At 41.6% G+C, this 22,500-nt stretch carries 22 protein-coding genes and 1 pseudogene; 18 read left to right on the top strand and 5 right to left on the bottom strand.

Going from position 1 to position 22,500, the window contains the following annotated elements; genetic code table 11:
* Positions 1-182: 182 nt before the first annotated feature.
* From FFL34_RS02900 to FFL34_RS02885, 4 genes are read left to right on the top strand one after another with little or no spacing between them, the layout of a single operon-like run.
* A complete protein-coding gene (locus tag FFL34_RS02900; protein ID WP_138601206.1) occupies positions 183-566 on the top strand; it encodes a GntR family transcriptional regulator in 384 nt (127 codons plus the stop codon).
* Complete coding sequence (locus tag FFL34_RS02895; protein ID WP_138601204.1) at positions 563-1,450, top strand: ATP-binding cassette domain-containing protein; 888 nt, start codon at positions 563-565, stop codon at positions 1,448-1,450. Before FFL34_RS02900 ends, FFL34_RS02895 begins: the two co-directional genes overlap by 4 nt.
* Positions 1,437-2,192, top strand: coding sequence for a hypothetical protein (locus FFL34_RS02890; RefSeq protein ID WP_138601203.1), 756 nt, complete (start codon positions 1,437-1,439; stop codon positions 2,190-2,192). Before FFL34_RS02895 ends, FFL34_RS02890 begins: the two co-directional genes overlap by 14 nt.
* A complete protein-coding gene (locus tag FFL34_RS02885) occupies positions 2,189-2,977 on the top strand; it encodes a hypothetical protein (RefSeq protein WP_138601201.1) in 789 nt (262 codons plus the stop codon). The genes FFL34_RS02890 and FFL34_RS02885 overlap by 4 nt, the downstream gene beginning before the upstream one ends.
* Before the next feature lie 77 nt (positions 2,978-3,054).
* Here FFL34_RS02885 and FFL34_RS02880 read toward each other — a convergent pair whose 3' ends face one another.
* Positions 3,055-4,152, bottom strand: coding sequence for a M24 family metallopeptidase (locus tag FFL34_RS02880; RefSeq protein ID WP_138601198.1), 1,098 nt, complete (start codon positions 4,150-4,152; stop codon positions 3,055-3,057).
* Positions 4,153-4,353: 201 nt separating this feature from the next.
* Here FFL34_RS02880 and FFL34_RS02875 point away from each other — a divergent pair, with 201 nt between their 5' ends.
* The 5 genes from FFL34_RS02875 to FFL34_RS02855 all read left to right on the top strand — a co-directional run bounded on the left by FFL34_RS02875 (position 4,354) and on the right by FFL34_RS02855 (position 9,065).
* Positions 4,354-5,568: a CynX/NimT family MFS transporter gene (locus FFL34_RS02875; RefSeq protein WP_234031411.1), complete on the top strand. Its 1,215-nt coding sequence runs from the start codon at positions 4,354-4,356 to the stop codon at positions 5,566-5,568.
* A 114-nt stretch (positions 5,569-5,682) separates the two neighbouring features.
* The gene (locus FFL34_RS02870) at positions 5,683-6,363 is read left to right on the top strand and encodes a metal-dependent hydrolase (RefSeq protein WP_138601196.1); all 681 of its coding nucleotides are present in this window, start codon (positions 5,683-5,685) and stop codon (positions 6,361-6,363) included.
* 234 nt (positions 6,364-6,597) lie between these two features.
* Positions 6,598-7,347 carry a prepilin peptidase gene (locus FFL34_RS02865; protein ID WP_138601193.1) on the top strand — a complete coding sequence of 250 codons (750 nt, stop codon included), beginning with the start codon at positions 6,598-6,600 and terminating at the stop codon, positions 7,345-7,347.
* A 107-nt stretch (positions 7,348-7,454) separates the two neighbouring features.
* Positions 7,455-7,676 (top strand): hypothetical protein, encoded by a 222-nt coding sequence (locus FFL34_RS02860; protein ID WP_138601190.1) that lies wholly within the window; start codon positions 7,455-7,457, stop codon positions 7,674-7,676.
* Between the two features lie 81 nt (positions 7,677-7,757).
* The gene (locus FFL34_RS02855) at positions 7,758-9,065 is read left to right on the top strand and encodes a DRTGG domain-containing protein (RefSeq protein ID WP_138601188.1); all 1,308 of its coding nucleotides are present in this window, start codon (positions 7,758-7,760) and stop codon (positions 9,063-9,065) included.
* A gap of 74 nt (positions 9,066-9,139) precedes the next feature.
* Here the strand turns inward: FFL34_RS02855 and FFL34_RS02850 are convergent, their stop codons facing one another.
* Complete coding sequence (locus FFL34_RS02850) at positions 9,140-9,430, bottom strand: YtpI family protein (protein ID WP_138601185.1); 291 nt, start codon at positions 9,428-9,430, stop codon at positions 9,140-9,142.
* Positions 9,431-9,619: 189 nt separating this feature from the next.
* Between FFL34_RS02850 and FFL34_RS02845 the strand changes: the two genes are divergently transcribed.
* Positions 9,620-10,570, top strand: a complete 951-nt coding sequence (locus FFL34_RS02845; protein WP_138601182.1) for a DHH family phosphoesterase — start codon at positions 9,620-9,622, stop codon at positions 10,568-10,570.
* Positions 10,571-10,631: 61 nt separating this feature from the next.
* Here FFL34_RS02845 and FFL34_RS02840 read toward each other — a convergent pair whose 3' ends face one another.
* The 3 genes from FFL34_RS02840 to FFL34_RS02830 all read right to left on the bottom strand — a co-directional run bounded on the left by FFL34_RS02840 (position 10,632) and on the right by FFL34_RS02830 (position 11,795).
* The gene (locus FFL34_RS02840) at positions 10,632-10,829 is read right to left on the bottom strand and encodes a hypothetical protein (protein WP_138601179.1); all 198 of its coding nucleotides are present in this window, start codon (positions 10,827-10,829) and stop codon (positions 10,632-10,634) included.
* Between the two features lie 127 nt (positions 10,830-10,956).
* Positions 10,957-11,463, bottom strand: a complete 507-nt coding sequence (gene ytrI, locus FFL34_RS02835; protein ID WP_138601177.1) for a sporulation membrane protein YtrI — start codon at positions 11,461-11,463, stop codon at positions 10,957-10,959.
* Positions 11,463-11,795 carry a YtrH family sporulation protein gene (locus FFL34_RS02830; RefSeq protein WP_138601174.1) on the bottom strand — a complete coding sequence of 111 codons (333 nt, stop codon included), beginning with the start codon at positions 11,793-11,795 and terminating at the stop codon, positions 11,463-11,465. The genes ytrI and FFL34_RS02830 overlap by 1 nt, the downstream gene beginning before the upstream one ends.
* Before the next feature lie 263 nt (positions 11,796-12,058).
* Here FFL34_RS02830 and dnaE point away from each other — a divergent pair.
* From dnaE to pyk, 8 genes and pseudogenes are all read left to right on the top strand, one after another.
* Positions 12,059-14,976 (top strand): annotated as a pseudogene (gene dnaE / locus FFL34_RS19005) (DNA polymerase III subunit alpha); the annotation flags it as partial.
* 6 nt (positions 14,977-14,982) lie between these two features.
* The gene (locus FFL34_RS19000) at positions 14,983-15,426 is read left to right on the top strand and encodes an OB-fold nucleic acid binding domain-containing protein (protein ID WP_411712841.1); all 444 of its coding nucleotides are present in this window, start codon (positions 14,983-14,985) and stop codon (positions 15,424-15,426) included.
* Positions 15,427-15,634: 208 nt separating this feature from the next.
* Positions 15,635-16,843: an NAD(P)-dependent malic enzyme gene (locus FFL34_RS02820; RefSeq protein WP_171046429.1), complete on the top strand. Its 1,209-nt coding sequence runs from the start codon at positions 15,635-15,637 to the stop codon at positions 16,841-16,843.
* A 121-nt stretch (positions 16,844-16,964) separates the two neighbouring features.
* Positions 16,965-17,579, top strand: coding sequence for a FadR/GntR family transcriptional regulator (locus tag FFL34_RS02815; protein ID WP_181954949.1), 615 nt, complete (start codon positions 16,965-16,967; stop codon positions 17,577-17,579).
* Positions 17,580-17,683: 104 nt separating this feature from the next.
* Positions 17,684-18,544 carry an acetyl-CoA carboxylase, carboxyltransferase subunit beta gene (accD, locus tag FFL34_RS02810; protein ID WP_138601166.1) on the top strand — a complete coding sequence of 287 codons (861 nt, stop codon included), beginning with the start codon at positions 17,684-17,686 and terminating at the stop codon, positions 18,542-18,544.
* Entirely contained in the window at positions 18,541-19,497 is a 957-nt protein-coding gene (accA, locus tag FFL34_RS02805; protein ID WP_138601164.1) for an acetyl-CoA carboxylase carboxyl transferase subunit alpha, read from the top strand. The genes accD and accA overlap by 4 nt, the downstream gene beginning before the upstream one ends.
* Positions 19,498-19,671: 174 nt before the next feature.
* Positions 19,672-20,631 carry a 6-phosphofructokinase gene (pfkA, locus tag FFL34_RS02800; RefSeq protein ID WP_138601161.1) on the top strand — a complete coding sequence of 320 codons (960 nt, stop codon included), beginning with the start codon at positions 19,672-19,674 and terminating at the stop codon, positions 20,629-20,631.
* A gap of 21 nt (positions 20,632-20,652) precedes the next feature.
* Positions 20,653-22,413 (top strand): pyruvate kinase, encoded by a 1,761-nt coding sequence (gene pyk / locus FFL34_RS02795; protein ID WP_138601157.1) that lies wholly within the window; start codon positions 20,653-20,655, stop codon positions 22,411-22,413.
* Positions 22,414-22,500 lie beyond the last annotated feature (87 nt).

Here is a 22,500-nt window from a genome sequence, read left to right as displayed (position 1 = left end):
GGATTTTTTACTTCAGCGGCTTTCTAAGATACTGTTTTACGTTGTCTCCCATTTAGTTGAAGGGGTTTTAATGCGAATGTTTTCATGTTGACGTTCATTTAAGAACCCATTATACTGAAATGGAGCACTAGTGAATTACACAACTAATGTACTAGGTCTGCAGAGGAAGGGGTACATGCCCAATGGTTGAGATGGAAGGGTCGAAACCTATTTATACTCAAATTGCCGAATGGCTGGAAAATCAAATATTGAATGGGCATTTCCAACCTCATGATAAAGTCCATTCCCAATATACGTTGGCGGATATGTTCAATATTAATCCGGCCACCGCTGCCAAAGGATTAAATATGCTTTACGATGAACAGGTTTTATACAACAAACGGGGATTGGGAAAATTTGTGACAGATGACGCGGTGTCCACCATTCGTGAAAAACGAAAAAATGATACATTAACACGAATGCTTCGAGACGTGGTAACAGAAGCAACGCACTTGCGAATCGATGACGAGGAATTAATGGATATGCTCAAGCACATGATTGATGAACAGAGGGGGGAAAAAGCATGAACGTCATAGAAACGACAGGTTTAACCAAAACATACAAAGGAATGCGTGCTATTGATGACTTAACGATGCACATAAAATCGAATACCATTACCGGCGTGATAGGAAGAAACGGAGCTGGAAAAACAACGCTGTTAAAAATCCTCGCCGGTTATATTAAAGAAACAACGGGGAGGGTGAACGTGTTTTCTGAACATCCCTTTAACAGTCTGTACGTATCAGCCAACAGTATTTTTATTGATGATCAGATGGTATTTCCTGATGCGTTGACGCTTGGTGAACTGCTGAAGGAGGGGGAACGTTTTTATGCTGATTGGGATATGACGTTTGCCAAGAACTTGTTTGACTATTTTTCTTTTCATCCAAATCAGCGTCATAAACAATTGTCAAAAGGGAAAAAGACGACATTTAACATGATATTTGGGTTGGCAACTCGCTGCACATTGACGATTTTCGATGAGCCAACGACCGGTATGGACGCCGCGGTTAGAAAAGATTTTTATCGGGTGCTGTTAAAGGATTACTTGGCTCATCCGCGTACGATTTTAATTTCCAGTCATTATCTGGATGAGATGGACCATCTTCTGGAAGACGTACTTTTAATAGATGAGGGGCAACAAGTGTTACATATGCCAATGGATGATTTAAAAGCGTATGCGGTCAGCCTGATCGGTCCTGCTGCTGTCGTCGGACAATGGCTACATGATAAAACGGTGCTTGCTAAAAAGCAGCCTGCTCCCGGGATGATGAAGGCCGTTGTAAAAAAAGATTTTCCAATTGAGCAGGCTGAGAAAATAGGTATTAAAACAGTACCGGTTAACGCGGGTGATGTTTGCATTCATCTGACTGCCAAAACGAAAGGAGGGATTGATGATGTCCTTCAATAAAGTGACGATGGCACAAGTGGTTCTCAAACAATATCGTTACAAACTGACTTCGTATCATCAAGTATTCACTTCGCTTGCCGTGTTACAGCTGCTCGCGCTGTTTTTTTCTTCCGGTGGTGTTATGACAAGCAGTGCTGGCAGCTATGGAGTGGACGCGTACCTGAACACGTATTCCGGTGATCTTGTTATTATATTTACTTTTCTGTGGGGGTTCATCAATGCAATCACTATGACGACGCAAGCCTACAGGGAAGATGACTTTCTATTTGTTACGAACCGGCAAAGTCAGCATCTTTCCAATATGTTATTTTTGGTAACGGCGAGTGTCATTGGTGGGCTGACAGCAACATTGGCAGGTTATTTACTTCGAGTTATCCTTTTTTGGACGTCGGATCAAGGGACGTTTGCCGGTATGGTTGGTGAATCGGCAACGCTTATAGAGCTTTTGCTCAGTATTGTTGCGGTTGCTCTTTATGTGTTGATGTTTTGTGCATTAGGCTACTTGATTGGTAATGTTGTTCAGCTCCACCGGTTATTTATTGTGATTATTCCTGTATTAGCAGTTGGAGGCTTGCTGCTCAACGGTTGGATGGGTAACGGCTCACCAATAACCTTGAAAGTGTATGCGTTTTTTGTCGGAGAAACAAATATGCTGCTCTTTCTTTTGAAAACACTGATGACAGCTGTGTTACTGTTTGCCGGTTCATTTGCTTTGCTTCGGCAAAAGGAGGTTAGAACATGACTAACGTTCTATTTAGCATTATTCCCATTGTTCTCTTGTTAGCTGTAACTGGCTTGTTTCTCTTTATAGGTATGCGTCTTGCTAAATCTGATAAGCTATCAGGGATAGTCAGGCGTTGGTTATTTCCGGGTTATTTACTTGTGCTTTTGATCTCGTTCGGTTTATCATTTATTTTGCCCCTTGAGGGTGATTCGGATGCATCGCGGTACCGGACATTTGACAAGGAAAAACTGCCAGACTTGTATATGATCCCGCAAGTTACCGGATCGATTAACATGCTAGATGATTATCTTGTGGATCAATGGAACCTGGAAACGAAAGAGAAGAAATTGCGTCTAGTTATTCGGGGGGAAGAGAATTTAAATAATATTGCTGTTAAGCGTAAAAAGGCGAATGATGGAGTTGTAGAAGCGGCACTCTATGTCACACCATTTGTCATTGATGGTATCGATATGACGACCGGATTCCTACCAAAGACACATGTGAAGGTGAATGGACGTACCTTAGCCATTGAAACACCGGATCGGAAACGGATAGATGTATCGGTGTTCCAGAAGGAATTTCCTATCCGGCAGTTTACACAAAAGGGGTGGCTGGCTTCTATTGATGAGGAAGTTGGATTTGGTGTTTCAACTAAGGAAATGACCGGGGAAAGGGAATCCTCCCCATGGATGTATAAAGAAGAGGGGCGTTTGTTTAGTACAGAATTGCTTTATCTGCAAATTCCAGCAGATGTGGAGATTGAAGGGGGGAACGATAGGAATATGTTTATGGTGGGGAACTGACAAACGCAGATAGAAGCTTCGTGATAGAATCACTTAGGCATGGAGAGGTATAATAGGGGGATCCCCCCCTCTCCCGGTTATTCGACTATTTGTAGGTCTTTCGGAAATTTGGTTAATGTTTCTGCACCTTCGTCTGTCATGAAAATCATATCTTCTATCCGAACACCGCCTTTTCCTGGCACGTAAATTCCTGGTTCGATGGTATAGCACATGCCTGGGGCAAGAGGGAGTTTGTTCCGGCTGTGCATGGATGGGTATTCATGGGTTTCAATTCCCAACCCATGCCCAATTCGGTGCGTGAAATAGTTGCCGTATTCTGCTTGTTCAATGTGACTACGGGCAGCTAGGTCGATATCGCCGACCGCTGTACCTATAATGGATGCATCAATGGCTTTGGTTTCTGCTTCCAGCACTGTTTGGTAAATCTTTTGTTGTTCGGGTGTTATGGATTTATAGGCGACCGTTCGGGTTGTATCGGAACAATATCCACCATAGACGACACCAAGATCAAATAACACCAGATCACCGTTTTCAATGGTTTTTAACGATGGCGTTCCATGAGGTGATGCGGTTTTTGTCCCGGATAGCGCCATGGTGGAAAAAGACATTTGCTGGACACCTTGTTTTTTCATTTCGTATTCGATTTTTGCTATGATTTCAAGTTCGCTGACGCCTTCTTTTATCGCCTTCACCCCTGTTTCCACACCGAAATCAGCCAGTGCTGCCGCTTCTCGAAGGAGGGCGTACTCTTGGCTACTTTTAATAACCCTTAAATGAGCAAGTATGTCCTGTGCATCGCTAACTGAAGCTTGGGGGAGTACTGTCTGCACTTGTGCAAAACGTTCCATTGTCAAATGATTCCGCTCAACGGCAATGGATTGGGGAATACTATCATTACGAATCAGATACTGGTGAAATAATTTCAATGGATCCTCCCCGTCACTATAGGCAATCATTTCATACTTCCAGCCGGCATGTTTAGCATCTTCCTGTTCCATCGCTGGCAAAATGAGCAGTGGATCGTGGTGCAGACTGATATAAACAGCAATCAAACGTTCATGGGGATTGGTATAATAGTTGCTTAAATAGTAAAAGTTAGCTGCGGAAGTGACCAGCATACTTTCTAAATCATGTTCTTTCAGTTCCTTCAGTAATGTATCTAATCTATCTGTCATTAATAAGCCCTCCATCGTTCATTATTGGCACCAATTATAACAGAAATAGTCAGCGTCGTATCAATTGACGCTTGAACGATCGGCTTAATAACATCCGGAGTTCTGCAGACAAGAATTAAATATTTTTTGATATAATAAAGTTTTAAGTAAAAATGTTGTCTGCATGTAGCGGGACAAGTAAAGTGAATATTGGAGGGAACAATGTTGCAACAAGATACCAAACCTATAAAGAAACAGAATAATATAGCCGGGTGGGCCTTATTGCTCGGGATATTATTAATCGCCTCCAATTTGCGGGCACCTTTAACCGCGGTGGGCTCTTTATTATCCTATATCCGGGATGATTTAGAAATTAGCAATACGCTGGCAGGTAGTCTTACAACTTTACCGTTGCTAGCATTTTTTATCATATCACCATTTGCATCCACCGTTGCCAACCGTATCGGCATGGAGTGGACGATTTTTTATTCATTTGTATTATTAACGGTTGGGCTGATTATTCGTACGTTATCCGGCATTACGTTTTTGATTGCAGGTACAGTTGTTGTGGGGTTGGCGATTGGATTTGGAAATGTGTTGCTGCCAGGTTTAATAAAAATGAAATTCCCATTGAAAATCGGCTTACTCACAGGATTGTACGCAGTATTTATGAATATTTTCGGTTCTCTTGCTTCGGGTCTAAGTTTGCCTCTGTCACGGATTGGCGATTGGGGGTGGCAAGGCTCACTGGCATCCTGGGCGATATTGTCGGTTGTGGCGTTAGTAGTTTGGATTCCGCAGCTTAAGAAAAAAGAAACATCACCGACAAGTGAAGTTTCTAGTCATGCTATAAAAAATAATATATGGAAGTCTCCCTTGGCATGGTATATTACCGTTTACATGGGGACGCAATCAATGGTATTTTTTACGATGATTTCGTGGCTCCCGGATATATTGAACAATAACGGGTATACATCCGATGTAGCAGGATGGATGCTTTCGCTGATGCAAGTGGCCTTCATCCCCTTTACGTTTATTACCCCAGTCATTGCGGAGAGGATGACGAATCAAAGGTTGTTGGCTGCTATAACCGGGATATTGGTTATCATCGGTGCGAGTGGACTTCTAATCGGAAATGCTATCTTGATTACTGTAGCTGTTATAAGTATTGGTGCTGCTTGTGGCTCTGCCTTTAGTTTGTCGATGATGTTTTTTAGTTTACGTTCCAACGATGGACACGAAGCATCTAAAGTGTCCGGAATGGCTCAGTCGTTTGGCTATTTAATCGCAGCGGTCGGGCCAATATTGTTAGGTTTTATGCACGATTTGACTGCCGCTTGGATTCTCCCGTTAATCGTAATGGGAATGGTTGGTATTATTTTGATTGTATCAGGAATGAAGTCAGGAACGAATGAAAAGATAGCAAATGTGTTTTAATTAAGTGGAAAAATATTAAAAGAATGCATGAAAAAACACAAATCGGGTAAAGGATTTATTGGGGTCTCCATCGAAAACATAAAGTGAGATAAATTATTAAAAGGAGCGATAATCATGAAAGTATCTTACCATGGACATTCCGTAGTTCGTGTTGAAACAAACAATCACAAGATTCTAATTGATCCATTTATTTCCGGAAATGATGCATGTGACCTTGATGCGGGATCGGTTGAAGCTGATGTTATCCTGTTGACACATGGCCACAATGACCATTATGGGGACACAGAAGAAATTGCTAAGCGAAATAGTGCGCTCATTGTTGCGCCAAATGAATTGGCTGAGTATTTAGGTGGAAAAGGGTTCAACACGCATCCGATGCATATTGGTGGTGCGCACGAATTTGATTTTGGTAAAGTGAAATTAACGCAAGCTTTTCATGGTTCTTCCTATACAGAAGAAGACGGCACCATCATTTACACGGGCATGCCCGCCGGAATTTTGCTGACAGTTGACGGCAAAACACTTTACCATATGGGTGATACTGGTCTTTTCAGTGATTTGAAACTAATTGGAGATATGAATGACATTGATTTGGCTTTTGTTCCGATTGGTGACAATTTCACGATGGGCCCCGACGATGCTTTGATGGCGACCGATTGGATTAAGGCAGACAAGGTTGTACCCGTACACTATAATACGTTCCCATTAATTGAACAAGACGGGGAGAAATTTGCATCCAGTGTCAAGACCGGAAATGGGCTAGCGATGAAAATAGGTGATTCCATAGAGTTATAAAGGGAAAAACGTGAGTGGGTATGCTCACGTTTTTTTAGCCTGTCTTCTACATGATTGTTGACTTTGAATAATAGCCTACACGGAAAGGTTATCCGCGGATGAAGAGTTGGTTCAAACTTTACTTCACCTTAATGTAAAGTTACTCATGTTTGCCCGGTTCATGCTATAATATAGAAAATACTACTTATGATAAATGTTTTACTAGCACTTCAATCTTGGATAAGGAGCACAACTATGGATACTTTTCTGCTATTATGCTTTTTCCTACTCGGCTTAATCTTCGGTTCATTCTTCCATGTCGTCGGATCACGCGTACCTCAACACCTACCCTTCACTAACGATCGTTCTGTATGTCCGAACTGTCAGTGTACACTTTCTTGGTATGAACTCATTCCTGTTTTATCCTACATGCTTCAACGTGGACAATGCCGGCACTGTAAGAAGACCATCGCTTTTACATATCCTGCTGCTGAATTGGCAACTGGGGTTTTGTTTACACTCAGTTATGCGGAAGTCGGCTTTCGACCAGAGCTTATAACGGCGATTTTTCTGATGGCCATGCTTGTCATTTTATTTATTTCGGATATGAGCTTTATGCTTATTCCAAATAGCATTCTATTATTCTTTTTGCCCTTATTTATTATTATGCGGATTATCCAACCACTTGATCCGTGGTGGTCATCCATTACCGGAGCTTTTGTCGGACTGGCAATAATTGCGCTTATTATTCTTGTGAGTAATGGAGGCATGGGTGCAGGAGATATGAAACTGTTCGGTGTACTTGGAATCGTGCTTGGGGTAAAGAAAACATTACTTACCTTCTTTCTTTCCTGTATGATTGGAGCGATTATAGGAGCAGTACTGCTCCTATTTAAAATCATCGACCGTAAACAACCTGTTCCATTTGGTCCGTATATAGTATTGGCTACAATTGTGACGTATTTTTACGGAGAGAGTTTAATAAATTGGTATGTTAATTTATAAACTAGACATTTTTTAAGCCCTCAAGTATCTTAAGCTGTATTTTTCATCCATTCAGTTCTTGATTGCCTGCTTTTGTCATAGATTACTAGCAAAAGGAGGAGATATGCATGCGTCATTATGCTGTATTACGTTTACTTTTAGCTGGCTTTTTTCTATATATTGCCTGGCCTGCCATTCCTACTGTCGTAACTCTCGAGGCGACTATTTTTTGGGGCTTATGGCTGGGGTTCTTCTTATTGGTTGTCGGATCGAACTTAGCAAGTCTTTTACAAATGGTTTCACCACCTGTTATGGAACAGGAGAGTACAAGACAACGTCAAAACGCTTAATCATTGAGGTTTAAACGATTCAACTGTATAATAAAAGATGAAGATAATGACTAGTACAGTTGAAAGTCGGTGAAATGGAAATTGGCAACGAAACATGAACAGATACTGCAGCATATTTTATCACTGGAAATTGGACATAAAATTTCTGTCAGAAACATTGCGAAATCGTTAAATGTTAGTGAAGGGACAGCCTACCGCGCCATCAAGGATGCCGAGAATCAGGGAATCGTCAGCACCATCGAGCGTGTTGGAACAGTCCGGATTGAACAAAAGAATAAAGAGAACTTTGAACAATTGACGTTTGCTGAAGTAATCAAAATTGTCGATGGACAGGTGTTAGGTGGCCGTCAAGGACTGCACAAGACGTTGAATAAATTTGTCATTGGAGCCATGCAGCTCGAAGCTATGATGCGGTACACGGAAGCAGGGTCACTGTTAATCGTCGGTAACCGAGTGGAAGCCCATGAGTTGGCGTTAAAAGAAGGAGCTGCTGTGCTGATAACCGGTGGATTCGATACGAATGACACCATTAAACGGCTGGCTGATGAAACGGAACTCCCGGTCATGACCACAAGTTATGACACTTTTACGGTTGCATCAATGATTAACAGGGCAATTTATGACCAGCTGATTAAAAAAGAAATAGTTCTTGTAGAAGATGTCTATACACCATACAGTAAATCCTATTATCTCTACGCAAAAGATAAGTTGCAACGATGGTATGAACTAAGTGAGCAATCGGCGCATACCCGGTATCCAGTTGTTGATGAGAAGGAACGTGTCGTAGGAATAATTACGGCCAAAGATATCATTGATAAGGATAAGGATACTCCTGTTGAAAAGATTATGACGAAAGACCCGATAGTTGTTCAGGACAAAACATCGCTAGCCTATGTTGCCCATGTGATGGTGTGGGAAGGGATTGAGGTAGTCCCTGTGGCTGAGGTGTCAGATAAACTTAAAGGTGTTATTTCTCGTCAGGACGTATTGAAAGCCTTGCAACAGATTCAGCGGCAGCCGCAGATAGGTCAGACAATCGATGATATTGTTGCCAGTAGTCTTGTACCATCCGAAGAGGATCAGACTGTTTTTAATGCACATATAACACCACAAATGACGAATCACCTTGGGACATTGTCTAATGGTGTTTACACCGCTCTAATGACAGAAGCAAGCAGCCGCGTGTTAAACTACTATAAAAAAGGTGATCTTGTCGTCGAAAATTTGACCGTTTATTATTTAAAACCTGTTCAAATCGACAGCAATCTGGTCATAAAGCCAAAATTATTGGAAGCAGGCCGCATTTATGCCAAGATGGACGTGGAAGTATTTAACGGGAAAAAGATGGTTGGAAAAGGACTACTTATGGCACAATTAATTGATAGGTAAGAGGGGAAGTTCATGCAAGTAGCCATTAACTGGCCAAAGACATGAACTTTCTTCTATTTGTAAATGATGTCACTTCATGCATGCAGTCGTTTCCATTCATTTCGGTAGTGCTTTGTTTCTTTCATTCCGACGTACAGTTGTAAACCGCCAAAAATCAGGAAAACAATGCCTATAAAAAGTGAAAAACGGGTTTCATAATACATATATTGATTCATTCCGTAAAAGAAAATGAACAACCCAAGACATATCCGGGATTTTGCGTTAAAATAAGCTTGCATTAGACCGTCATCACTTTTAAGGATAGCTACTTTGTAATAAACCCAGAAAACGGCGGCGAGTACAATAATAATCGGGAAAATAATCATAACATCTACTCCTAAGTGTCTAAAATAAGCTTCAGCGAAATGATAATGATACTGCATTTGGCCACAGTTATTTCAGTATATGAGGGTGTGAATCGTACAGCAGGATTATACATTTCTTCACTACATTAATTGTAGCTTGTTTTGACACATTAGGAAAGTGAAAAATATAATAAAATTAAGGAGAATAAGATGCAAAATATACAATCAATTATTCAGTCAATTAAGGTATACGAAACAGTTATCATTCATAGGCATATGCGCCCGGATCCTGATGCATACGGTTCCCAAGCAGGTTTAAAAGAAATGATTACCCAATCGTTTCCAGAAAAACATGTATACATCACTGGAGAAGAAGACCCGTCTTTAAGCTTTTTGGCAGATATGGATGATGTTCCTGATGAGGCGTATCAAAACGCCCTGGTTATTGTGTGTGACACCGCAAATACTGAGCGTATTAGCGATAAGCGATTTCATTACGGCCAGCAGTTAATTAAAATTGATCATCACCCGGAAGTAGATGCATATGGTGATGTCGCGTGGGTGGATATCTCATCGAGTTCAACGAGTGAAATGATTTATGATTTATACCTACTTGGCAAGAATCAAGGCTTTAAGCTGAATGATGAAGCTGCCCGACTTCTTTATGCTGGAATTGTCGGTGATACGGGGAGATTCTTGTTCCCAAGTAGTACCAAAAAGACCTTCCAGCATGCGGCTGAACTTGTCGCTTATAACTTTGATCGTTCGAGTCTTTATGATGGGATTTATCGTATGAAAGACAACATGGCCAGACTTCGGGGGTATATCCTGCAAAATTTTGAACAAACGGAATCAGGAATGAGTACAGTGGTATTGACAAAGGAGCTGCTGGAAAGTTATGGCGTGAGTCCAATGGAAACGGGTCAGCTTGTTGGTGTGTTAGGTGACATCGAAGGAATGAAAGCATGGGTATTTTTTATTGAGGAGGACGAGTTGATACGTGTTCGTCTACGTTCCAAAGGTCCTGTTATTAATGACATTGCCGCGAAGTACAATGGTGGCGGACATCCGATGGCAGCTGGAGCATCCATCGGTACATGGGCAGAAATGAAAGAGGTTGTCCGGGATTTGGACAGTGTATGTACGGCCTATGAGGATTAATGGGGTGAAAAAAAGAGCTATGTTCCTTATAATGTAGGAGCATAGCTCTTTTATGGAATATTCAAGAACTTTTAGTTGTGGGTATTGGGGTAAACCAGCACCCGGTGTTGGTTTCATCATAGTATACATGCAGATTTTCACGTTCAATGCTGCGTTTTATAAGTCGGATTAACTCTGCAGATTCAGCGTACGCAATTTTACCTTCCTTCAACTGGGCAATCTTTACATCTCGTAACCGGCGCCGATTGATTACAAGCATATTAATCCAACCCCTTCCCGAAGATTTTATAAAAATGTAAGGTTTCCTTTTATATTATAATTTACAATACAAATTGTTACCACTTTCTGACGTATTGTTCATAAAACTTTCACACCTAATTCAGTGTTTAAGTTCCACTGTAAACTTCAGCTTTGACAGATAACTCAACGGCTTTTGTGATGACTAGTTTTTTTATGGTTACTTGAATGTCAAAGTCATCGATTGTGAAATCCTTATTTTCAATTGTTGATGTCATCAGTTCATAGCTCTCAGAAATGAGAGAGACTTTTTTTCCGACAATATGATCAATCTCATCCTTTATTAAATTTTCCAGTTCATGTATGATAAGTCTGTCTGGGAGGTCATTCGGGTTGATAACTGTTATTTCAATCGTTTCAACTTTGGCTTCTTCTTTCGTTTTTTTATCTAAATCCTTGTTATCATCAAGCAATGCTTCATTTCTATTCTTTAGCTCTGTCACCTCTGATTTCAGTTCACGATTTTCCTCAAGCATATCTCCATACATTGACCCAAACATATATACAAAAATTAAATACGCAATGATTGCCCCGGCGAATGCCCCCGCCAAAAATCGCTGCCATGTTGATTTTTTGTAATACGGTGGAATATGCATTATCCGACATCCTCCTGTATTACCCAACCTATAATCAGCAGTGCCGTTTTCACACCACCCATTGCAGATAGAATAAGCATGATCTGTTTAAACAGGTCATAGGTAGAACCATCCAGAATTCCCTTTTCAAAATTGGCAATGGCGTCAAACGTTCCACCGATTGCAGCAACAATTGCCCAGATCCTGATACTTTTTGAAATCCGGTTCATTTGGGTGAAGGGAGCATCTCCAGTGGCGAAAGCACCAATACTTCCAATCACTGTACCGCCTATAACGACACCGAAAGCTATAAAAAAACAATGTATGAATTGAGCTATAAAACGTTCTTCCATTATTTAGGCCCCTTATGTCCATGCTGATTTATTTTATGTTAGTGATGGACGAGATATGTTAGAGACAGGTGGAATCAGCCGTAACGCATGCAGTCAATAGATATCTTCGGTATAATAGAAAGAACATTGGCAGGAATCGTTTTACCCTAGCTCTTGTGGGCAAGTTACATGCACTTTGACAAGGGAAAATAGTGAGGAGCGAATAATTGCCTATATTGTGTTAAGAGCTGCTGGGGTACCGAGTTTTTAAAAGGTGGGATAGTATGTCTTTTACGCATTTGCAAGTACGTAGCGGATACAGTTTCATGCAAAGCACAATAGCCATTGATAAGCTGGTTGAGAAAGCGCGGGAACTGCAATTTGATGCGTTGGCATTAACAGATGAACATGTTCTATATGGTGCTATCCCTTTCTATAAGGCATGTAAGCGAAATGGAATAAAACCTATCATTGGGATGTATGTTACGGTTGTTTATAAAGATGACAACACTGATGATTGCATTCTTTTAGCGAAGAACAGTCATGGATACAAGAACCTTGTTAAAATTAGCACTGATATCCAGAATGCACAGGAAAATGGCATAACAAAAGACCGTTTAGAATCACTTAGCAGCGATTTGATCTGTATCCTGATGGCAACGGACGCCAAAACAGAGACACTGTTATTGGATGAGACGTATGACAGCGTGAAAGAACATCTTGATACATTGCGGTATATGTTCAGCTGGGGTGATTTTTATTTGGGCATACAGGATCATGGCCTTGATAGGGAACGAAAATTAAATCAATCTGTACGCGCTTTTCAAGATCTCTATGAAATACCGACAGTATTAGTTAATGATGTCAGGTACCTAAATGAAAAAGATGATATAGCATATGATTGTTTGCGATTTATGAAGAGTGGAAAAAAGTGGCCACTAAAAATAACGGATTCAGCGGTCAAGAACCGTTATTTACGTCCAAAAGCAGAAATGGAGCAGTTGTTTGGCAGTTATTGGGCTAACGCGGTTCAGGCTACAGAGCAAATTGTTAAAAAATGTGATATAACATTTGATTTTACCAAAAGAATGCTTCCGTCATATCCAGTACCTGAACAGATGGATGCGCATACATACCTTGAGATGATTTGTCGGGAAAATGTGCAGCGAATTTATGATGATGTAACAGCGGAAATAACAAAGCGCCTAACGTATGAACTGGAAGTCATTCAATCTATGCAATTTAGTGATTACTTTTTGATTGTATGGGATTTATTGCTTATGCAAAAAAACAAGGGATTCTAGTTGGACCGGGGCGCGGGTCTGCAGCAGGCTCACTCGTTGCTTATGTTCTTGGGATTACAGAAATCGATCCACTTGAAAATGATTTATTGTTTGAACGTTTTCTTAACCCGGAGCGAACGTCGATGCCTGATATTGATATCGACTTTTCGGATCATCGGCGCGATGAAGTGATTGACTATGTTCGCATGAAGTATGGAAATGACCATGTTGCACAAATTGTCACGTTTGGTACCTTTTCAGCGAGGTCGTTGGTGAGGGAACTTATCAAAACAATGGATGTTGACAGACAAGACGCCCGTTTCATTCTACAAGCGATACCTGCTCAGGCTAAACATTCAATAGTTGACTATGTAAAGGGTTCAAAAGATTTGCAGGAGTATATTAAACAATCGGAAAAACTAAAGGCACTATTTGCTGTTGCAGTAAAACTAGAAGGGATTCCGAAACATCTGTCCACCCATGCAGCCGGTGTTGTCATAAGTGATAAGCCGTTGGTTGAAACTGTTCCATTAACAGTGGGTACCAACCAGACACAGCTAACGCAATACGACATGAATGATTTGGAAGCGATTGGACTCTTGAAAATGGACTTCCTCGGGTTGCGGAATCTAACATTGATGGAGCGAATATTGCAGACCATCCGTTATACAACCGGGGACAAAATAACCTTGGCGAATATACCTAGGGCAGATCGGCAAACATATGCACTATTGCAGCAGGGCAGGACGAATGGCATATTTCAATTGGAGTCCAAGGGAATGAAGCAGGTGCTTAGACAGCTCTTGCCGACAGTTTTTGAAGATATTGTGGCGGTCAACGCATTATATCGGCCCGGCCCGATGGAACAGATACCAATTTATATTGAACGTAAGCATGGCAGAGAACAAGTTACATATCCACATCCCGACCTCGAGCCGATTCTTAACAAGACATATGGTGTGCTTATTTATCAGGAACAAATCATGCAAATCGCTCATCAAATTGCCGGTTTTTCGATGGGGCAGGCTGATATACTGCGACGTGCTGTTAGCAAGAAAAAACAACAGCTGATGGACGAGCAGCGAGCAGCCTTTATACTGGGGTGTCAAGATAATGGGTATCCGAAGCAAATCGCAGAGGAAATATTTGAATGGATTGTGCAATTTTCCAATTATGGATTTAACCGGAGCCATGCTGTTGCTTATAGCAGGATTTCCTATCAACTCGCGTATTTGAAAGCACATTATCCAGTAGGTTTCTTTGCAGAATTATTGACTGCTGCAGCTGGCCAGCCGGACAAGGTGAATATGTATAGGAAAGAGCTAAAAACACTCGGTATATCATTGTTGCCGCCATCGATCAACAGAAGTTTCGGGAAATACGCGGTGGAAACATCTGATATTCGGCTTGGTTTTTTATCCGTCAAGGGCATTGGAAATCAAGCAATTAAAGAAATTATTCAAGTTAGGAAAAACGGTAATTTCAAGAGTCTGTTCGATTTTTGTTTGCGCGTATCACAAAAGGCTGTAGGCAGGCAAACATTGGAGGCACTGGTCATAGTGGGTGCATTTGATGAATTGCATGATAACCGAGCCAGTTTACTTGCATCTATTGATCATGCATTGGAACAAGGGGAATTGTTTAAAGAGTTTAACGATCAATCAAGTCTTTTTCAGGATGGTCTGCACCTAGAAGAATCATATGTTGAGATTGAAGATTTCAGTGTGATGAAAAAGTTGCAGGATGAAAAAGATCTGACAGGGTTCTATATTTCCAGCCATCCACTCAAAAAGTACCGACGTATACTGCAGCAGCACGGATATGTTTCCATTTCAAAAGCCAAACAATTGACAGGTACACGCAATCTGTACAGTACGGCTGTAGTTCAGGCTATTAAAGTCATTCGCACCAAACGGGGTGATCCGATGGCTTTCTTAACGGTTGGGGATGAAACAGACGACATGGAAGCTGTTATTTTTCCAGATGTATACCGGAGTGTTAACCGCTGGCTGTCGGAGGAAATAATAATTGCATTCAGTGGAAAGGTAGAAAGCCGGAACAATCAGTTGCAGTGGATTATGAATGATATCCAGTTGTTTGAACAAGCGGAATGGGAAAATAAACAATCAACATGTTTGTTCATTAAATTGACGGAAGATAATGGCACTGGTACGCTAGAGAAAATCCGAAACATTACAAATGAATTTCCAGGAAATACACCAATTATTATTTATCATGAGAAAGATAAAACAACTTATCGACTGGCACCAAACTATTGGATAAACCCTGCGGATCGTTGCTTAAAGCTTTTCCGTGATTACTTTGGAATCAATAATGTGGTGCTGGACGAACTGAAAAACTCCAAATAACCTAGGAGATACAAGCACATACTAATTCGTGCAGTAGATTGATCGGTGTCTAGAAATCTATGCAGGATCATTTGCTTAATTCTTTACACAAATGTGCCATCTGTTATAATAAAGGCGATAAGTGGTCAGACCACCTTTTCGTTTTTTGCATTTCCTACAACATAAAGGAGTGAGCGATTTGTCAAACTTGCGGGATGAAGCTTTACACATGCACAAAGTAAATAAAGGAAAACTTTCCACTGAATCTAAAGTTCAGGTGAAGAATGCGAAAGATTTAAGCCTCGCCTATTCTCCAGGTGTTGCTGAACCTTGTAAGGAAATCCACGATCGTAAAGAAATGGTGTATGACTTTACGATGAAAGGGAATACGGTTGCTGTTGTCAGTAATGGGTCAGCGGTTCTTGGCCTTGGTAATATCGGACCAGAAGCCGCATTGCCCGTAATGGAAGGCAAGGCAGTATTATTCAAGAATTTCTCCGGAGTGGACTCTTTTCCAGTTTGTCTGGACTCTTATGATGTGGAGGCGATTGTCCAGACTGTCAAAATGATGGAACCTACATTTGGTGGCGTTAACCTAGAGGACATTGCAGCTCCTGATTGCTTTGTGATCGAGGAGCGGCTGAAGAAGGAGACCAATATTCCTATTTTTCACGATGATCAACATGGTACGGCTATTGTAACTGTAGCAGGCTTAATCAATGCTTTAAAGCTGTCCGGCAAATCTTTCTCGGATATTAAAGTAGTGGCAAATGGTGCAGGTGCAGCAGGGATAGCAATAATAAAATTACTGTACAATTTCGGCGTTCGCGATATAATTATGTGTGATTCAAAAGGCGCCATATTTGAAGGTCGGTCGTACGGCATGAATGAGGTTAAAGAAGAAGTTGCCCAAATGACTAACAAGGATAAGCAAGAAGGGCAGCTGGGAGATATATTAGAAGATGCGGATGCATTCATCGGTGTATCTGTTGGCGGCCTACTGACCAAAGAAATGGTTCAAAAAATGAGTGATGATCCAATTATCTTTGCGATGGCGAATCCGGACCCTGAAATCATGCCGAGTGATGCAAAAGAAGTGGGCGTGAAAGTGATTGGAACCGGCCGATCGGATTTTCCTAATCAGGTTAATAATGTGCTGGCATTCCCCGGCATTTTCAGAGGAGCATTGGACGTTAGGGCAACTAGAATCAATGAACCGATGAAGGTTGCCGCAGCGGAAGCAATTGCCTCACTGATTACCGAAGAAGAACTAAATGAAGATTATGTCATCCCTGCCGCGTTTGATCCGCGAGTCGCTCCTCTTGTTGCATCCAGTGTTGCAAAGGCTGCGATGGAGACGGGTGTTGCAAGGGTTGACGTTGATCCGGAACAAGTAGCTGAGAAAACAAGAAAATTAACACGGATTGACGAAGATTGAATCGGCAAGTAGATTCATGATCATGAAAATGACGGGCTGAACCTGTACCGTCGTGCTTAGGCGTCCGTCACCGGCATGGTCTGTGCTACAATCTATAAAAGGGGTGACTCCGGCTGTGTCCATGTTACCAAAACAAAAAGTATACCATGGCATTTTACAGGAACTGCGGAAGTATATTGATGAAAATAATCTGCAGCCAGGCGATAAATTGCCATCGGAGCGTGTGCTTTCGGAAAAATTGCAGGCGGGTCGGTCATCCATCCGTGAAGCGTTACGTGCAATGGAGCTTCTTGGTCTGATTGAAACACGGCACGGGGAAGGTACGTTTTTAAGCGCATATCGGCCGTATCACTCTGTTGAGGTGCTGTCCTCGTTTATCCTGCAGGGAAACAATACCAGGAATGATTTATTATTCGCTAAAAAAATTATCGAAAAAGAAGCAGCGAAAATTGCATATGATTATATGGATGATGAAGATATCAGTCAGTTGTTAGAAATTGTTCAGGATCAAACATTAAATGCAAATGCAACGCATGTGGCCTTTTTTCAATATTTATTTCATAAAACAGAGAATTTGCTTCTCGCTAAAGTTTGGCAGCTGATGGATGAATTCTCGTACACGATTTCCAGCCTATCCTATGAACGCTCATTCTACCTAGATCTCATCGGACTTTATCAGTCAAAAGATTACGCAAAGATAGAGGACTTATTTTATAGTTTGCCTGTGGAAAAATAATTATTTATTTCAACGGATGATAACAGTATTTTTGTGATTGGTTGTTTAAAGTATACACCAGTTTCATAGTGTTTTTTTGTTTGTTAGAAAAAGGAGGAATTCCCTTGCTTAAGGATTTTTTTGGCAAGAAAAGGAAGTATGCGACCATTCCGAGTGAACAAAGCAAGATTGATATTCCTGAGGGTTTAATGAAAAAATGTGATAATTGTCATAAGATATACTATCGGAAAGAAATGAACAAGAACATTAATGTCTGTCCAAACTGTGATTATCATCATCCGCTTAAGGCTTGGGATCGAATAAACAGTTTATTTGATGAAGGGACGTTTGAGGAATGGGACAAGCAACTTACAACAACCAATCCATTGGAATTTCCCGGGTATGAAGAGAAAGTGGAAAAGGATCGCAATAAAACTGGACTAAATGAAGGTGTTGTAACCGGCAAGGGATTGATTGATGGACAGGAGACCGCTTTCAGTGTAATGGATTCTAGTTTCCGAATGGGAAGTATGGGCTCAGTTATGGGTGAAAAAATCGCTCGTGCTATTGAAAAGGCAAAGAATGAGTCGCTTCCGTTTATTATATTCACTGCTTCCGGTGGTGCGAGAATGCAGGAGGGTGTATTAAGCCTAATGCAGATGTCTAAAACATCCGTTGCAGTGAAACGGTTTTCTGAGGCGGGCGGGTTAATGATTTCGATTATGACCCATCCAACAACAGGTGGTGTTTCTGCTAGTTTTGCATCCGTGGGTGATTACAATATTGCTGAACCAGGGGCATTAATTGGCTTTGCCGGCCGCCGAATTATTGAACAGACGATTCGTGAGGAACTGCCGGATGACTTTCAGACTGCTGAATTCCTACTCAAACATGGCCAGCTAGATAAAGTAGTGCACCGACATGAGATGAAAAATTTCCTGACTGTACTGCTGTCTATGCATGCAAAAGGGAGGGAACAAGCATGAAACAGGTGTTGGACTTTGAAAAACCAATTGTGAACTTGAAAGAGAAAATCGCTGAGCTAAAAACGTTCACAACTGATAGTGACATTAATCTGGAAGCAGAAATATCCACATTGGAAGAACGGCTGGAAAAATTGGAGAACGATATTTACGGAAATCTCCAGCCTTGGCACCGTGTCCAAATGGCCCGACATCAAGAACGTCCGACTACATTAGATTATATACAGGAATTGTTCACGAACTTTATGGAATTTCATGGTGATCGCTTGTTTGGAGATGATGAAGCGATTGTCACGGGTATCGCTTTTTATGGTGAACAACCGGTTACGGTAATTGGTCATCAACGGGGAAAAGATACGAAAGAAAATATTCGCCGCAATTTTGGCATGCCACATCCAGAAGGATATCGAAAAGCATTAAGACATATGCGCCAGGCAGAAAAGTTTAACCGTCCAATCATTAGCTTCATTGATACGAAAGGTGCTTACCCAGGTAAAGCTGCCGAGGAGCGTGGACAGAGTGAAGCAATTGCTCGGAACCTGGTGGAAATGGCTGGTTTGTCGGTACCAATCATTTGTATTGTCATCGGTGAAGGTGGGAGCGGTGGTGCCCTAGGTCTAGGTGTAGGTGATCGTATCCATATGCTGGAGAACTCAACGTATTCGGTTATTTCACCTGAAGGAGCCGCGGCGTTGTTATGGAAGGATTCCGGTCTGGCTAGGAAGGCGGCTGAAACAATGAAGATTACTACTTACGATTTGAAAGAACTTGATGTTGTTGATGAGATTATTCCGGAACCAAGAGGTGGTGCTCATCGTGACATACAAGAACAGGCTAAAAATATTGATGCTGTATTAGCGAAGTCTCTTGAGGAACTGACGGCAAAGTCCGTAGATGAATTACTTGAAACAAGATGGGAAAAATATAAGCAAATCGGTGAATACCAAGAAATGTAACTCTGTATGTGTCACCGGATGGAAGAGGTTGACAAATGTCAGCCTCTTCCTCTTTATAATCCAAAGCCCGATATGCTTTCTCATATGTACTGCCGACAACTAAATTAATTGATATTTTTTGGCTTTACATTTATCTTTGAAGAAGACAACGATATTAAACATGAGGTGAAAAATATGAAAAAAATAGGTATTTTGACGAGCGGTGGTGATGCACCGGGCATGAACGCGGCCATCCGAGCCGTTGTACGTAAAGCGATCTATCACAATGTTGAAATATTCGGTATAAAAAATGGATTCCAAGGTCTTATTGATGACCATATAGAAAAGATGGATATAGGTTCTGTCGGTGATATCATCCAGCGCGGCGGCACGATTCTACATTCGGCACGGAGTGAGGACTTTAAGCGTGATGAAGGGCAACAAAAAGGTGTTGAACAGTTAAAAAAGCACGGCATTGAAGGTCTGATTGTTATCGGTGGGGACGGAAGCTTCCGCGGTGCCCAAAAACTTACGGAAAAGGGATACCCATGTATTGGTATTCCAGGGACAATTGATAACGATATTGCAGGTACAGATTTTACGATTGGCTTTGATACGGCATTAAATACAGTTATTGAAGCAATTGACAAAATTCGTGATACAGCATCATCGCATGAACGGACCTTTATCATTGAAGTAATGGGTCGTCATGCTGGTGACTTGGCACTGTGGGCCGGTCTTGCCGATGGAGCCGAAAGCATTTTAATACCTGAAAAAAAAGACGAGCTCCAAGAAATTGTTGACCGGCTAAAGCGCGGACAACAACGTGGCAAAAAACACAGTATCATTATTCTTGCTGAAGGTGTCGGAAATGCATTTGACTATGCAGAGAGAATAAAGGAAAATTCCAATTTGGAAACACGAGTGACAGTTTTAGGTCACATCCAGCGGGGTGGATCACCAACTGCTGCAGATCGGGTGCTCGCCAGCCGACTGGGCGCTCAAGCCGTTGATTTGCTCCTTAGCGGTGAAGCTGGGAAAATGACAGGTATTCAGAATAATAAACTGATGACTCATGACATCGCAGGGGTATTGGAAGAAAAGCACACGATTGATTTCAGCATGTATCAATTATCAAAAGAATTGTCGATTTAATTCGGCAAAGGAGGCTGGAAAATGCGAAAGACAAAAATTGTTTGTACAATCGGCCCAGCGTCGGAATCAGTTGAGAGACTGACACAACTTATTGAAGCGGGGATGAATGTTGCCAGACTTAACTTTTCCCACGGTGACTTTAATGAACATAAAGCAAGAATCGAAAATATTCGGGAAGCAGCGGAAAAAACCGGAAAAACGGTTGCTATTCTTCTTGACACAAAAGGGCCTGAAATTAGAACTGGAACATTTCGGGATGGAGAGGCAGAAATTCTGAAAGACAGCATTGTACAAGTCACCATGGACGAAGTGGAAGGTACAGCAGAACGATTTTCAATAACCTATGGCGGTCTGATGGATGATGTTCATCCAGGCTCGAAAATTTTGTTGGATGATGGATTGATTGAGCTTGAAGTGATGGAGATTGATAATGAAAAGCGAGAATTAAAAACAAAGGCACTAAATTCAGGCATCATTAAGAATAAAAAAGGTGTTAATGTTCCGAATGTCCGTGTCAATTTGCCGGGAATAACTGAAAAAGATGCTAATGATATTATATTTGGCATTGAACAGGAAGTAGATTTTATCGCTGCATCATTTGTACGCCGACCATCAGACATATTGGAAATTCAGGAATTGCTTGAAAAACATGATGCAACCCACCTGAACATTATACCAAAAATTGAAAACCAAGAAGGAATTGATAATATTGAATCCATCTTGGAAGTTAGTGACGGTTTGATGGTTGCCCGGGGAGACCTAGGTGTGGAAACCCCGGCTGAAGATGTCCCGCTAGTTCAAAAAGAATTGATTTCCAAGTGTAATACAGCTGGAAAACCGGTTATCACTGCAACACAAATGTTAGATTCCATGCAACGTAACCCGAGACCAACAAGGGCGGAAGCATCTGATGTGGCGAATGCGATCTTTGACGGCACCGATGCGATTATGCTTTCAGGGGAGACTGCTGCAGGTGATTATCCGGTTGAATCAGTTCAGACAATGAGTAATATTGCACTGAAGGCAGAGACAGCACTTGATCACGACATGATTTTGGATAACCGTTCTAAGTCATCACATATGACAATAACAGATGCAATAAGCCAGTCAGTGACACATACCGCAATGAATCTGACGGTCAGTGCAATCATAGCACCGACCGAAAGCGGGCATACAGCGAGGATGATTTCCAAATATCGTCCGAAAGCCCCAATTATTGCCGTTACTTTTTCTGACGTTGTTAATCGGCAATTAGGTCTTGTCTGGGGTGTGCACGCAGCAATGGGAGCTAAAGCACATTCGACAGATGAGATGCTAGATGTTGCGATTGACCAGGGGCTTAGCTCAAATATCGTTGAACGGGGAAGCAGGGTCATTATAACGGCAGGTGTTCCAGTTGGTGAAAGTGGTACCACCAATCTAATGAAAGTTCATGTGATAGGTGATGTTATGGCAAAAGGTCAAGGTATAGGTCGAAGCAGCGCATATGGAAGAGCAGTAGTTGCTCGGAATGCCGAGGAGGCACTCAAAAACGTTCGTGAAAATGATATTCTAGTTACGTATGGCACAGACCGAGATATGATGCAAGCAATTGAAAAAGCAGCGGGGATTGTCACAGAAGAAGGAGGATTGACTTCACATGCAGCTGTTGTTGGGTTAAGCCTTGGTATCCCGGTTATTGTTGGTGTTAAAGATGTTTTTGATAAGATTGAGGACGGTATCGACATAACCATTGATGGGGCCAAAGGTGATATTTACCAGGGACATGCAAGTGTCTTGTAAGAAGCTATTGGTCAAATTAGTAAACGGAACGTATATAGCATGGCGGAGCGAAATAGAAGCTGCAGACACAACCCGGGTTTAAAAAAG

The organism is Lentibacillus cibarius (assembly GCF_005887555.1).
GTDB lineage: Bacteria > Bacillota > Bacilli > Bacillales > Amphibacillaceae > Lentibacillus > Lentibacillus cibarius.
The sequence above is the reverse complement of the archived record's forward strand: the minus strand, read 5'-3'. Positions and strand labels throughout refer to the sequence as shown.

Bases quoted from the DNA above. Each gene is read 5' to 3' on its own strand.
- FFL34_RS02900 (WP_138601206.1), top strand. From the start codon at position 183: ATGGTTGAGATGGAAGGGTCGAAACCTATTTATACTCAAATTGCCGAA.
- FFL34_RS02895 (WP_138601204.1), top strand. From the start codon at position 563: ATGAACGTCATAGAAACGACAGGTTTAACCAAAACATACAAAGGAATG.
- FFL34_RS02890 (WP_138601203.1), top strand. From the start codon at position 1,437: ATGTCCTTCAATAAAGTGACGATGGCACAAGTGGTTCTCAAACAATAT.
- FFL34_RS02885 (WP_138601201.1), top strand. From the start codon at position 2,189: ATGACTAACGTTCTATTTAGCATTATTCCCATTGTTCTCTTGTTAGCT.
- FFL34_RS02880 (WP_138601198.1), bottom strand. From the start codon at position 4,152: ATGACAGATAGATTAGATACATTACTGAAGGAACTGAAAGAACATGAT.
- FFL34_RS02875 (WP_234031411.1), top strand. From the start codon at position 4,354: ATGTTGCAACAAGATACCAAACCTATAAAGAAACAGAATAATATAGCC.
- FFL34_RS02870 (WP_138601196.1), top strand. From the start codon at position 5,683: ATGAAAGTATCTTACCATGGACATTCCGTAGTTCGTGTTGAAACAAAC.
- FFL34_RS02865 (WP_138601193.1), top strand. From the start codon at position 6,598: ATGGATACTTTTCTGCTATTATGCTTTTTCCTACTCGGCTTAATCTTC.
- FFL34_RS02860 (WP_138601190.1), top strand. From the start codon at position 7,455: ATGCGTCATTATGCTGTATTACGTTTACTTTTAGCTGGCTTTTTTCTA.
- FFL34_RS02850 (WP_138601185.1), bottom strand. From the start codon at position 9,430: ATGATTATTTTCCCGATTATTATTGTACTCGCCGCCGTTTTCTGGGTT.
- FFL34_RS02845 (WP_138601182.1), top strand. From the start codon at position 9,620: ATGCAAAATATACAATCAATTATTCAGTCAATTAAGGTATACGAAACA.
- FFL34_RS02840 (WP_138601179.1), bottom strand. From the start codon at position 10,829: ATGCTTGTAATCAATCGGCGCCGGTTACGAGATGTAAAGATTGCCCAG.
- ytrI (WP_138601177.1), bottom strand. From the start codon at position 11,463: ATGCATATTCCACCGTATTACAAAAAATCAACATGGCAGCGATTTTTG.
- FFL34_RS02830 (WP_138601174.1), bottom strand. From the start codon at position 11,795: ATGGAAGAACGTTTTATAGCTCAATTCATACATTGTTTTTTTATAGCT.
- FFL34_RS19000 (WP_411712841.1), top strand. From the start codon at position 14,983: ATGGCTTTCTTAACGGTTGGGGATGAAACAGACGACATGGAAGCTGTT.
- FFL34_RS02820 (WP_171046429.1), top strand. From the start codon at position 15,635: ATGCACAAAGTAAATAAAGGAAAACTTTCCACTGAATCTAAAGTTCAG.
- FFL34_RS02815 (WP_181954949.1), top strand. From the start codon at position 16,965: ATGTTACCAAAACAAAAAGTATACCATGGCATTTTACAGGAACTGCGG.
- accA (WP_138601164.1), top strand. From the start codon at position 18,541: ATGAAACAGGTGTTGGACTTTGAAAAACCAATTGTGAACTTGAAAGAG.
- pfkA (WP_138601161.1), top strand. From the start codon at position 19,672: ATGAAAAAAATAGGTATTTTGACGAGCGGTGGTGATGCACCGGGCATG.
- pyk (WP_138601157.1), top strand. From the start codon at position 20,653: ATGCGAAAGACAAAAATTGTTTGTACAATCGGCCCAGCGTCGGAATCA.